Origin of the sequence: Acinetobacter sp. ANC 5054 (genome assembly GCF_002135295.1) — a bacterium.
Lineage (GTDB): Bacteria > Pseudomonadota > Gammaproteobacteria > Pseudomonadales > Moraxellaceae > Acinetobacter.
Map to the genome: position 1 here is coordinate 46,441 of NZ_NEGG01000015.1, position 12,751 is coordinate 59,191.

General features: G+C 40.4%; 10 protein-coding genes and 5 tRNA genes. 13 read left to right on the forward strand and 2 right to left on the reverse strand.

The genetic code is table 11. From position 1 onward, the window contains the following. The first annotated feature begins 97 nt into the window (after positions 1-97). The 12 genes from pyrC (at position 98) to B9T33_RS14155 (ending at position 9,677) form a co-directional block, all read left to right on the forward strand. On the forward strand, positions 98-1,132 hold the full coding sequence (gene pyrC / locus B9T33_RS14105; RefSeq protein WP_086179534.1) for a dihydroorotase: 1,035 nt from the start codon (positions 98-100) through the stop codon (positions 1,130-1,132). Beyond that, on the forward strand, positions 1,117-1,776 hold the full coding sequence (gene rnt / locus B9T33_RS14110; RefSeq protein WP_086179535.1) for a ribonuclease T: 660 nt from the start codon (positions 1,117-1,119) through the stop codon (positions 1,774-1,776). The genes pyrC and rnt overlap by 16 nt, the downstream gene beginning before the upstream one ends. 20 nt (positions 1,777-1,796) lie before the next feature. Further along, a tRNA-Glu gene (locus B9T33_RS14115) sits at positions 1,797-1,872 on the forward strand. Between the two features lie 208 nt (positions 1,873-2,080). Beyond that, positions 2,081-4,597, forward strand: coding sequence for a TonB-dependent receptor plug domain-containing protein (locus B9T33_RS14120; RefSeq protein ID WP_086179536.1), 2,517 nt, complete (start codon positions 2,081-2,083; stop codon positions 4,595-4,597). A 126-nt stretch (positions 4,598-4,723) separates the two neighbouring features. Then, positions 4,724-4,876: a hypothetical protein gene (locus tag B9T33_RS16500; RefSeq protein ID WP_171263649.1), complete on the forward strand. Its 153-nt coding sequence runs from the start codon at positions 4,724-4,726 to the stop codon at positions 4,874-4,876. 128 nt (positions 4,877-5,004) lie between these two features. After that, a complete protein-coding gene (locus B9T33_RS14125) occupies positions 5,005-6,435 on the forward strand; it encodes an amino acid permease (protein ID WP_086179537.1) in 1,431 nt (476 codons plus the stop codon). Between the two features lie 177 nt (positions 6,436-6,612). Beyond that, positions 6,613-6,688: transfer RNA gene (locus B9T33_RS14130), tRNA-Glu, on the forward strand. A gap of 122 nt (positions 6,689-6,810) precedes the next feature. Beyond that, entirely contained in the window at positions 6,811-8,229 is a 1,419-nt protein-coding gene (locus B9T33_RS14135) for an amino acid permease (RefSeq protein WP_086179538.1), read from the forward strand. Between the two features lie 101 nt (positions 8,230-8,330). Then, positions 8,331-9,275, forward strand: coding sequence for an alpha/beta fold hydrolase (locus B9T33_RS14140; RefSeq protein WP_086179539.1), 945 nt, complete (start codon positions 8,331-8,333; stop codon positions 9,273-9,275). Between the two features lie 93 nt (positions 9,276-9,368). Next, a tRNA-Glu gene (locus tag B9T33_RS14145) sits at positions 9,369-9,444 on the forward strand. Between the two features lie 24 nt (positions 9,445-9,468). Continuing rightward, positions 9,469-9,544, forward strand: a tRNA-Glu gene (locus B9T33_RS14150). Positions 9,545-9,601: 57 nt separating this feature from the next. Further along, a tRNA-Glu gene (locus B9T33_RS14155) sits at positions 9,602-9,677 on the forward strand. A gap of 63 nt (positions 9,678-9,740) precedes the next feature. Here the strand turns inward: B9T33_RS14155 and B9T33_RS14160 are convergent. Next, positions 9,741-10,340, reverse strand: a complete 600-nt coding sequence (locus tag B9T33_RS14160; RefSeq protein ID WP_086179540.1) for a YiiX family permuted papain-like enzyme — start codon at positions 10,338-10,340, stop codon at positions 9,741-9,743. A 359-nt stretch (positions 10,341-10,699) separates the two neighbouring features. Here B9T33_RS14160 and B9T33_RS14165 point away from each other — a divergent pair, with 359 nt between their 5' ends. Then, on the forward strand, positions 10,700-11,380 hold the full coding sequence (locus B9T33_RS14165; protein ID WP_086179541.1) for a glutathione S-transferase: 681 nt from the start codon (positions 10,700-10,702) through the stop codon (positions 11,378-11,380). Between the two features lie 64 nt (positions 11,381-11,444). Here the strand turns inward: B9T33_RS14165 and B9T33_RS14170 are convergent, their stop codons facing one another. Next, a complete protein-coding gene (locus B9T33_RS14170) occupies positions 11,445-12,689 on the reverse strand; it encodes an NADH:flavin oxidoreductase/NADH oxidase family protein (protein WP_086179542.1) in 1,245 nt (414 codons plus the stop codon). Positions 12,690-12,751 lie beyond the last annotated feature (62 nt).

Sequence of the window (12,751 nt, forward strand, 5' to 3'; positions counted from 1 at the left end):
TTTATTTATACCTCTACAGTCATTTGTCCTGAATTCTCGTTACCATTTTCACATTATATGCATTATCATTTGAATTATTTCTAAGTTCGGAATCGCTGTGAATACGATTACTCTTCTTCAGCCAGATGATTGGCATGCACATTTACGTGATGGTTTAGCACTTGCACGTACAGTTCCTGATTTAGCAAACCAATTTTCTCGCGCTATCTGTATGCCAAATACAGTTCCACCAGTGAAAACTGTTGAAGAAGCAAATGCTTACCGTGAGCGTATCATGGCACATGTCCCTGAAGGTGTTCACTTTGACCCGCGAATGGTGCTGTATTTCACAGACAATACGCCTGCAAGCGAAGTGAAAAAAATTAAAGAATCTGAGCATGTAAATGCAATTAAGCTATACCCTGCAGGTGCAACCACCAACTCAGATAGTGGTGTAAGCGACATCAGTAAAGTGTATGGCGTGATTGAACAACTTGAAGAACATCAAGTGCCATTATTACTACATGGTGAAGTAACACATAATCATGTGGATATTTTTGACCGTGAAAAACGTTTCTTAGATGAAGTTCTGTCTCCACTTTTAAAACAGTTCCCTAAATTAAAATTAGTTCTTGAACACATTACAACGAGCGAAGCAGCGCATTTTGTCCTAGAACAAGATCGTAATGTTGCAGCGACCATTACACCTCAGCACTTATTGTTTAACCGTAACGATATGTTGGTTGGTGGTATTAAGCCGCATTTCTATTGTTTGCCTATTTTAAAACGTCAAACACATCAGCAAACCTTACTTGAAGTTGCGACCAGTGCGAATCCTAAATTTTTCTTAGGAACAGACAGCGCACCGCACTCAAAAAATGCTAAAGAAAATGCATGTGGCTGTGCAGGATGTTATAGTGCACCTACAGCAATTGAGCTCTACGCTCAAGCATTTGATCAAGTCGGTAAAATCGACCGTTTAGAAGGTTTCGCTAGCCATTTTGGTGCAGACTTCTACGGACTCCCTCGAAATACCAATACCATTACTTTGGTAAAAGAAGATCAAGTGATCCCTGAAAGTTTAGACTATTTGGATGGCGAAAAAATTATTCCGTTGTATGCGGGTAAGACCATTCAATGGAGAAAAGTGTGACAGATGAAACTCGACCAGTGATTGGTCAACGTTTCCGTGGATTTTTACCTGTAGTTGTCGATGTCGAAACCGCAGGTTTTAATTCTCAGACCGATGCATTACTAGAAATTGCAGCCATTCCTATTGTGTATGATGCAGATGGTAATTTTGTGCCTGGTGAAGCTCACCATGCACATATCAATCCCTTCGAAGGTGCAAACCTCGACCGCCGTTCATTAGACTTTATTGGGGTAGATCCATTTAACCCAATGCGTATGGCCATGGCAGAAGATGAAAAATCTGCCTTGAAACGTATTTTTAAGTCGGTGAATGAAGTACGTCGTCAACAAAACTGCACCCATGCTGTTTTGGTTGGACACAATGCACATTTCGATTTAGGTTTTGTACAAGCAGCGATTGCACGTACGGGAACGAAAAATCAAAACCCTTTCCATAGTTTTTCCGTATTCGATACAGTGACTTTGAGTGCTGTTATGTTTGGACAAACTGTGCTGGCAAAATCATGTATTCAAGCAGGTATTGAGTTTGATGGTAAAGAGGCACACTCTGCACTTTACGATACTCAGAAGACCGCTGAACTGTTCTGTTATATTTTGAACAAACTCGGCCCTCACCTACTTGACACTATGATGGCGGATCAATAAGATACCGCCATCTTCTAAACGTCCCTATCGTCTAGAGGCCTAGGACATCGCCCTTTCACGGCGGTAACCGGGGTTCGAATCCCCGTAGGGACGCCAATTTATACTTCTATTCTTATTCATTTTTTTAAGTCAATTTCTGCTTATTATTAATTTTCTTTTTCATTAAACTTAAATGCTCCCCCTATTTTAATTTTTTTCCAAACAAATAAGTTGAATTTTAATGCAAATAGTTCTCATTACTATTGATTGTTTACTCAAAGTTAATGATAATCGCTAGCGTTTTCATCTGCACATTTATACGCTCATGCGCTTTGCCTACTCTCCACTTAGTTTTGCTATTCTCTCGGTCTTAGCTGTCCAAACTTATGCTAATGAATCGACAGACCAAGTCATTCAATCAGCCCCTGTTTCAATGACGCCTATCGAAGTTGAAATCAAAGCGAAGCAAGAAGTGGGTAAAACCATTTACAGCAAAGAAGATTTAGAAAAAACGCCGAATAGTTCTAAAAATATCACTGACTTTTTAAAAGTTAACCCAAATGTGCAGTTTAGCCAAAATCAAAATGCTTCAGGGTCACAAGCAGAATTAAAACCAGCTGAAATTTCAATCAATGGCGCACAAACATTCCAAAACAATTTTATCGTTAATGGCGTATCGAATAACTTACTTATAAACCCGACAGATTCTGACTCAAACACCATGCACAGTTTTGGAACTGGGTCACAAGCAATGGCAGTGAACACAGATTTAATTTGTTCCCTTGAAGTTTTAGATAGCAATGTTTCTGCTGCTTATGGTCAATTCACAGGTGGTGTAATCAATGCACAAACATGTGCTCCACAGACTGAAATTGGCAAAATACATGGTTCAATCACATATGACTATACTGAAAGTGATTGGGCTCGATACAATATTATTAGCCAAAAAGAACAAGATTTATTTGAAGAACCGAGTGATACCAACCAAAAGGAATATACTAAACAAGGATTGAGCACAAATGTCTACGGAAAACTCTCTGAACAATGGGGATTTAATAGCTATGTGTCAAAAAGAAACTCAGTTATACCTGTCTTAAGTGGTTTCGAAAGCCCCAAAAAAATTAATCAAGAACGAAACAATATCAATCTAGGAACAACTTTATTCTACTCACCATCTGAGACAATCAAATCTAAATTCGGCTTCGATTATGGACTACTAGATAGTCTTCACTATGCGGAAAGTCGACGTGATTCAGAAAGTACGCTTGATACTGAAACAGTAACTTTGTTTTCAGAATTAGAACACCGTTTTGGTCCAGCTACTATCACACACAAACTAAACTTCCAAAACTCTGACAGTAGCCGTGAATCTGACAAAGATTACGGTCTGATCTGGCATTTCGCCGAAGGCAGTAAAGATTGGACAGACTCAAAAACTGTTTCAGAAGGGACTATGCTAGGCCAATTAGAGCAAAATCAAACTGCTTTAAGTTATGACGTACAAGCCGAATTTGATTTATTTAAGATCGGTCAAACACAGCACAGTGTTTTAGGTGGTTTAGGTTATAGTCATGCAGAAGTTGATTGGAAACGCGCTTACGATGTCTTAATTACAAATAGCAATTCAACAAATCTTAAAAATTTAGGCAATTATACTTGTCAAGCAGATGACTACTTATGCGATGCTAATACTACTGTTCAGGGTTGGACTGGACAATATTTTGCATCTGCATCCATTTATAAGGCAGGTGAATTTTCAGCACAACAAGACCGTTTTAATGCGTTTATTGAAGATAATATTCAGTGGTCAGATCAATTTTCAACACGTTTAGGCATTCGTGCAGACTATGATTCTTTAAGCTCTAATTTCAATATTGCTCCACGTAGCTCACTGTCTTACAAACCTTTCAACGATGACAGATTGCAAGTATTAGCTGGATGGAACCGCTATTATGGACAGCAGACATTAGGTACTGAACTTAATGATGCAATTGGTCAGCTAATGTATAAGTCAACACGTCCAAACCCTGAAACCGATTGGGTTGAGTCATTTTCAAGTTCATCAACCTCTACACGCCGCTCAGAACTTAAGACGCCGTTTAGCGATGAAACAGTATTTGGGGTGAATACCCAAATTAAAAACTGGGATTTAGGTCTAAAATGGGTTAATCGTAAGTTTCAGGATGAAATATCTCGTAACCGTACGGACATTCCTCAAGATGGCTTTAACTTCTCTTACGAATATGCTAATGACGGACATGGTGAAGCAGATATCTATTCTCTGACACTGAGAAATCGTGAAGCAATAAATTTTGCAGGTACACAACATTTATTTGCATTAGGTTTTGATTATAGTGAAATCTTCCGCAGCTATACTGACTATACATCTGCATATCAAGATGCAGACCAAGACCGCTTGATTTCCTATGATGGTAAAATCATACAATGGGCAGACATCCCAGCGCCAAACTTTAATCAGCCTTGGACGGCTCGTATTAATTGGGACATCGCTTTTGATGCTACTCCACTAAAAGTATCAAACTTCTTTAGTTATAAAGATAGTTATGACGATATGATTTCAAATGGAAAAATCGAACATAACGGTTCCAAGATTGACTCTTATATTGCTTCAGAAATAAAACCTAAGTTTACATGGGATATGCGAACAACTTATGACTTAGATTTAGGTAAAGATTTAAAAGCTATTTTTGGTCTAACAATTAATAATATAACAAACCGAGTGAATACATATGTGACTGGTGCAGCTAGCACATCGAGTACTCCTCGAGTTATGACTGAACTCGGACGTCAATTCATTGCAGATGTCACTTTCAAATTCTAATATGACCACTAGAGAGCTTTAGCTCTCTTTTTTAAATCTATTAATTTTCAAAAAATCTAAAAGGCTTACAGCCCGAGCAGTTTTGTTTATACTTAAGCTATATATTTATGGATCTAAGAATCTACTATGTTAAAAAAGCTGCTTGTGGTTTTAGCCATTTTATTTCCATCTGCACTGTATCTTTATATTGTGAACAAAGATCAAAACACTACGCCAAAAGCAGAGCAAACTCAGCCGAATACGACCTCTCAACCTCAGTATCAAACGCCAGATAAATAAGCATATTATCGCTATATAAATATTTATTTTTTAGATGAATATTCACATATTGTTAGGAAAATTCGATATAACACATATTTAAGTTATTTCAATCATAAAATAGACCTTTCCCCTGTTTATTTTTTTATATGCAATCATCCTCTGAACCTTCACAGCATTCGCCTGATGAAGGACAAAATCCATCGCTAAAGAGAGCCATGACCACACGTCATTTGGTGATGCTTTCTTTAGGTGGTGCTATTGGTACTGGTTTGTTCATGGGTTCAGGTGAAGTTATTTCACAAGCTGGCCCACTTGGTGCAGTACTTGCCTATATTATTGGTGGTCTGATCGCTTATATGGTCATGCTCTGCCTTGGTGAACTCGCAGTACACCTACCTGTTTCAGGTTCTTTTGGGGCATTCGCGACAAACTATATTGGACCTGGTACAGGCTATATGGTGTCATGGATGTACTGGCTTGGGTGGTCAGCAACATTAGGAACAGAATTTACCGCAGCCGCAATTTTAATGCAGGAATGGTTTCCTCAAACCTCGATTTGGTTATGGACACTCATCTTTGCAGCTGGCGTCCTGATTTCGAATTTAAGCTCCACACGAACTTTTGCCGAGTCTGAATTTTGGTTGTCGATGGTCAAAGTTGCAACAGTATTAATATTCATTATTCTTGGCTTTGCTTGCATCTTCGGTTTCGTACCTTTCCAAGGCTATGAATCTGCACCAATGTTCCATAATCTGCTCGATCATGGCTGGTTACCGAATGGATTATTCCCGCTTTTCGCAACTTTATTGATTGTAAACTTTGCGTTTAATGGCACGGAAATGATTGGTATTGCAGCGGGTGAAACTGAAAATCCTGAAAAGAATGTACCCAAAGCAATTCATGCAGCTGTATGGCGCCTGATCATTTTCTTTGTCGGCACGATTATTGTCATTAGTTCACTGTTGACCTATACCGATGCAGGCTTAAATGTTGGCGGTCATGGCGGTCTAAGTAGTAGTCCTTTCGTTTCGGTATTTAATCTGATGGGTATTCCTTATGCTGAAGATTTAATTCGTTTCGTGATTATTACAGCTTTGCTTTCAACTGCAAATTCAGGCTTATACGCAGCATCTCGTATGATGTGGGCGCTTTCAGCTCAGAAACAATTACCGCGAGCGTTTGGTAAATTAACAAAATCTGGTGTGCCTTATGTTGCAGTTTGGGTCACTATGATTGGTGGTTTACCGGGTTTATTGTCTGAACAATTTGGCGCAGATGTCATCTTTAAAAACTTAATGGGTGTGGCTGCATTTACCATGGTGATTGTTTGGATGAGCATTTGCTGGAGCCAATTCAATTTCCGTCGCCAGTGGTTGAAATCAGGGCATTCGGTTTCTGACTTAAAATTCCGTACACCGTGGTTCCCGCTTGTCCCTATTCTTGGTTTTGTCTGCTGTACCGCAACTGGTCTTAGTATGGCGGCTGACCCTGAAATGCTTTCGGGCTTTATTGGTTGCTTATTATTTATGGCAGCTTGCTATGCAGGATATTATTGGTTGTATCACAATCAAGATTAATCGTTGATCAAACTATAAAATGAGAGCGAATTCATCATGTTATGGGTTCGCTTTTTTATATGGAAAATTGATTAATGAGTCAGCTTATATGCATGAATAATATGCAGTTAAATCATAATTTATAAATTTCCTTTGACTCATTTTCGAATTATTCATACTATAACAGCACCTCGCAACGTCCCTATCGTCTAGAGGCCTAGGACATCGCCCTTTCACGGCGGTAACCGGGGTTCGAATCCCCGTAGGGACGCCATATCTTTTGTCAGCTCTGACAAACTTAAAGTTTATTTATCTATAATTTATATTAATTGATTGCATCATCCTTGCATTCTTCTCTACAATTACTCGCTTCATTCTTTCATTCTCCTTTTCTCTATGCAGTCATCTCATTCTCCGAATGATGCTTCGCATCAGGGCAATTCTGCGCCGTTAAAACGCGCTATGAGTACTCGACATCTGGTTATGATTTCGCTTGGCGGCGCAATCGGTACTGGTTTATTTTTAGGTTCGGGTGAAGTCATTGCACAAACGGGGCCTGTAGGTGCCATTCTTTCTTATTTCTTAGGCGGTGTCATCGCCTACATGGTTATGCTTTGCTTAGGCGAGCTTGCCGTTCACATGCCTGAATCTGGGTCGTTTGGTGCTTATGCTAAACGCTATATCGGGCCGGGTACGGGTTATACCATCACTTGGCTGTACTGGCTGACGTGGTCAGTAACATTAGGGACTGAATTTACCGCAGCCGCTTTGCTGATGCAGGAATGGTTCCCTGACAGCTCGATGTGGATGTGGACCTTAATTTTTGGTGCATTTGTATTCTGTCTGAATATGATTTCAACCAAATGGTTTGCCGAATCTGAATTTTGGCTGGCCTTGGTTAAAGTCATTACCGTTGTTGCCTTTATTATTTTAGGTCTATTGGCGATCTTTGGGGTATTAGGTTACCGAGGCTTTGAGACTGCACCACTATTTAGCAATCTCACCGCACAAGGTTGGTTCCCTGAAGGTTTGTTCCCGATCTTTGCAACCATGTTGATTGTGAACTTTGCATTCTCAGGCACTGAACTGATTGGTGTTGCAGCGGGTGAAACCAAAGATCCTGCGAAAAATGTACCCAAAGCCATTAATACTGCGATTTTCCGCTTATTGATTTTCTTTGTCGGTACGATTGTCGTGATTACAGCTTTATTGCCTCACCAAGAAGCAGGCTTATCTGCTGAAGGTGTGAGCAGCTCACCATTCGTAACGGTATTCCAGCACATTGGTATTCCATACGCAGAAGACATTATTCGCTTTGTGATTATCACCGCTTTACTTTCCGCTGCGAACTCAGGTTTATTTGCTGCATCTCGTATGATGTGGTCATTATCGTATAGCAAACAATTGCCAGCGGTATTCTCTAAGGTGAATTCACGCGGTATTCCTTATGTTGCGGTCATTGTCACCATGATTGGCGGTATGCCAGGTTTGCTTTCTGAGCAATTTGCCCCTGAAACAATCTTCAAAAACTTATTGGGTGTTGCGGCATTTACCATGGTTGTGGTGTGGATGAGCATTTGCTTAAGCCAATTCAACTTCCGCCGCCAATGGTATAAAGAAGGTAAAACAGCCAAAGATTTAGCATTTGCTGCTCCACTGTTTCCAATTGTGCCAATTCTAGGTTTTGCATTCTGCTTAATTACTTGCATTAGTATGGTATTTGACCCAGAAATGCTGACAGGTTTCATTTGCTGTATGGTCTTTATCATTGCGTGTTACATCAGCTACTACACGCTGTATCACAACAAAAACTGATACACAGCTGCATCAAACGCAACATTAAAGAGCAACTTCGGTTGCTCTTTTTTATTTATACTGAAATGAAAATAAAACGTTTGATGTTTCAGGAGCGGCTTATGAATATAATATTTATTCACGGGATGAACCAACAACAGCAAACTGCTCAATCTTTAGAAAAACGTTGGCTCAATTTGCTTGAACAAAGTCTAAAAAATATCCATCAACACTGTCAGTTTTCTTATTTAAAGCAGCATTTTCGTATGCCCTTTTATGGTGACCTGCTTTCACGCCATCATCTAGAAAACACCCTAAGTGCCAGCACCTTGATGCCGCAAACTTGGCCGCATATCCCCTTTATCCATCCAGCAAAAACTCAAGCGCAACATGCAAAAATAGATGAACATCAGCCGGAAACCATTCCTCTACCAGAAATGCAGATGAATGATAGTCATAGCTTTCAGCATGAGCTACATGAGCTAGGCGCATTAAGTAAAGATTATGCTTTGCGCGATTTTGCCCTGCTGATGAATTATTTTCCGAAATTGCATGCCACGCTATTACAGAAATTTTTAGTGGAAACTTATTTGTATTTATCCAATCCGCATTTTATCCGTGAAGTGCATCAGCGTATCCATAAGCAATTGCACACCTCTAAACCCAATGTACTGGTGGCACATTCTTTAGGTTCAGTCATTGCCTATCACTTTCTACTGCTGCATCCTGAGTTAAAAATTACTCATTTTATAACACTGGGTTCACCCTTAGCCTTTCGGGTGATTCAAGGCCATTTGCCACAGCCCATTCAACGGCCAAAAGCCATCTTGGGTGATTGGATTAATTTTTACTCTCACGATGATTTTCTTACCGCATTTCCTTTGCAAAAAGCACCTTTTGATTTCAGCCCTGCAATTATCAATCACCAAATCCGCACATCGATTGACCGTCCGCATGATATTGACGGATATTTAAAACATCCTGATGTGATAAACGCCATTGTAAATACGTTTAAAAATCCAGCACAAACAATGTATTTTTCCAACATTCCCGCCAGATTGTTTTAAATTTATGCACTCAGTAGCTAAATCTGAAATTATTTATAGAAATGCGTTTGACACCCCTCTGTTTTCACCCTATTATACGCCCACCTCTGAAACGTCCCTATCGTCTAGAGGCCTAGGACATCGCCCTTTCACGGCGGTAACCGGGGTTCGAATCCCCGTAGGGACGCCAATTTTCAGAAGTAGATTTTATTAAGTCCCTATCGTCTAGAGGCCTAGGACATCGCCCTTTCACGGCGGTAACCGGGGTTCGAATCCCCGTAGGGACGCCATTACTTCAAGTGATTTGATCAAACAAAAGTAGCGGTTTAAAATTTATTTTCTGTACTGTCCCTATCGTCTAGAGGCCTAGGACATCGCCCTTTCACGGCGGTAACCGGGGTTCGAATCCCCGTAGGGACGCCACATTCAAGATGGCAACATCTTATAAAAAAGCCCAAGCATTATGACTTGGGCTTTTTTATTGCCTTAATTTCTAAAGACTTCTTTGAGATACTTTGAATCATAAATGGCTTTGGGCGCAATCACCGTTTCATTTAGCGGTACATTTTGTCCATAACGCTGCTGCATCAATTTTTGTACTGAACTTTGTTTTAAATCAAATTGTTTTAAGTGCTGTAATGGCGCAAGCTGAATACCCAAGGCTTGCTCATAGGCTTTCCAAATAATTTCAGAGCAATAAATCGCACTGTTCGACCATTCAAAGTAAATATCATAAGGGCGTCCTAAGTACTGCTCTGCATTTTTTACCAGCTTTTGTTTTTGACTCACTGTTAGCGGTGTTTGCATACGCTTCACCACATAATGTCCTTTTTCCCCACGTGCAACCCACACATCCAATGCAGTATGTTGCACAGGTTGTATCGCTTCCAACACCCAAGTTTGACCATCTTTATTCACAATCATCCCCATATGACTATAAGGCGAATGAGTTGCCTGCTGAATGACTAAACTTTGCTGTGATTTTGAAATATGAAAAATAATATCCCCAGTTTGAAATTGAGGCTGTGCATATAGCTGTAGAGTAAACCCGCTAAGAGCAAAAAATATAAAAATAATTTTCAGCATGAATATTTGTCTTATTTTTTCAAAATAGGATGACATCGACTTTAATCGCTCGACATCATCCTTTTTATATACCAAGAGCTTAAAGACTTAAATGGCGTTAAGCACTCTTTCGTAAATTCACACGGCCTTAACTTTAAGCTTACGCTTAAGCTCATGACGTATATAGCGATGATCAACAGATAACTTTTTATAAGTCTTTGCCCCGTAGGGACGCCTTTTTCAAGACGGCGAGCGACATTAGGTCTACTCGCTGATTTAGCCCACTATTATGGATATGAAAAATTTAAGCGGATCGATCTGTGCAAGTATCGAAGCTTTGGTTATATTCATCAGCAGAATAATTCCTACACAGTACATCTATGAATTCTGCAAAACTAATCCTGCATCATCTGCCCAATTCACGCTCACAGCGCATTCTGTGGTTATTAGAAGAACTCAAATTAGATTATGAATTGCAAATTTGCGTTGATAAAAATAACGTGGATGTAAAACGGAAATTCCCCACATTATCTGTGCAAAAAAACGATACCGTACAAACTCTCACCGAAAGCAGCGCGATAGCCGAATATTTAGCACAGCATCAGCAGCAACTGGTGTTATCTGCGCAAGATGAACATTACTGGCATTATTGCTTTTATCTGCATTATGCCGATGCCAGCTTTATGCCTAATTTGGCGCTAAAGCAGGTTTTTGCACAAATTGCACAGCAAACGCCTTGGTTGCTGCGTTTTGTCAGCCTTGCATTTAAGGCAACTTTTAACCGCGGATATTTAAACCCTGAAATGAAGCAGCAGCTTAATCAGCTAAATACTCATTTACAGCAGCACACTTGGCTGGCAGGAGATCAGTTCAGCATTGCAGATATCTTACTCTGGTTTCCACTGCACGCCAGCCAATACGCACATCCGCAATTTTCTGATTATCCAGCGCTTCTCTCATATTTAAAGCAAATAAAAAGCAGACCCGCCTTCCAAACTGCACTGCAGAAAGGACACTGGTCTGCTGTAGAATTTCAGCGCTATTGGCAAATTACACAATAAACTTTAAACAGTTGATGTAATTAAATAACGCGCTGATTTTAGTTCTAAAGAACAGATTGGGGGATTAAGCCGATTTGCGTGAATTTACACGGCCTTTAATCACAGCTGTTAAATTACCTTTCAGATATTTAAAAAATACTTTTAGAGGTGACAGTTTTGGATTGGGCTGTTTGCCTTCACCAATGGCTTTAAACTGCGCGGCATACCAAATAATTTCCATAATCGCCATTTTATCGACCATTGGAATACCAGTTTTAATTTTATCTACGCCATAACGTACATCCTGCCCTGCAATCAAACGGTCTGCCAATGCTGTTTCTACGGCAAACGGACGAGCAATACCGATAAATTCACATGCACCACTATCTAAGGCCGCATTCATTCCCTCAACGGTACGGAAGCCGCCAGTCACCATTAAATGACATTTCACTTCTTTACGGATTTTAGATGCAAAATCTAGGAAATATGCTTCACGGGCAATGGTCGATGCTTTGCGCTTATCTTCCTTAGCCCCTGCCATCGCTGGCGCTTCATAGGTACCGCCAGAGACTTCGATCAGGTCAATTCCCGCATCATCAATGGCTTTAAATACGGTAATTACATCTTCTTCGCTAATGCCACCGCGCTGGAAATCCGCAGAGTTTAATTTGACTGAAATAATAAAACTCTCTGAGGTTGCAGCACGAACCGCTTTATATACTTCCAGCAAGAAGCGCATACGGTTTTCGACAGAACCGCCCCATTGGTCACTACGCTGATTGGTGAGCGGCGACAAAAACTGGCTGATTAAATATCCATGCGCACCATGCAGTTGCACACCTTCAAAGCCCGCTTTTTCGCATACGGCTGCTGCGGTCGCAAAACGCTGGATAATATCTAAAATTTCATCTTCAAGCAGTGCACGTGGCGTGCCAAACGTCGTGGCTAACATTGGACTGAATGGCACAGCAGACGGCGCAACAGTTTCTTTATTTAAGCCTTTAGGGCATTGGCGGCCCGGATGCGACAGCTGCACCAATTGCACCATGCCATGCTTTTTACCCACATCTGCCCATTGCTTCAGCAAAGCTAAATCACGTTCAGTTTCTACACCCACCACACCCGGCTCGTTTTTGGCGCGTAAATCGACCATCACGTTGCCGGTAATCGCACAGCCTAAACCACCTTTGGCCCATGCTTTATATAAGCCAAAATGCAAATGGTTTGGCTGGCCCTGAACATTGGCCAAAGCTTCACTCATTGCACCTTTAATAATGCGGTTTTTAAATTGTGTATTACGTATTTGAATGGGTTGGGCAAGATGGCTCATTTTGTTTTATTCACTTTTTGAGTTGATGCCTTTACTCTAGCTACATTTATTCTCGCGTCAAT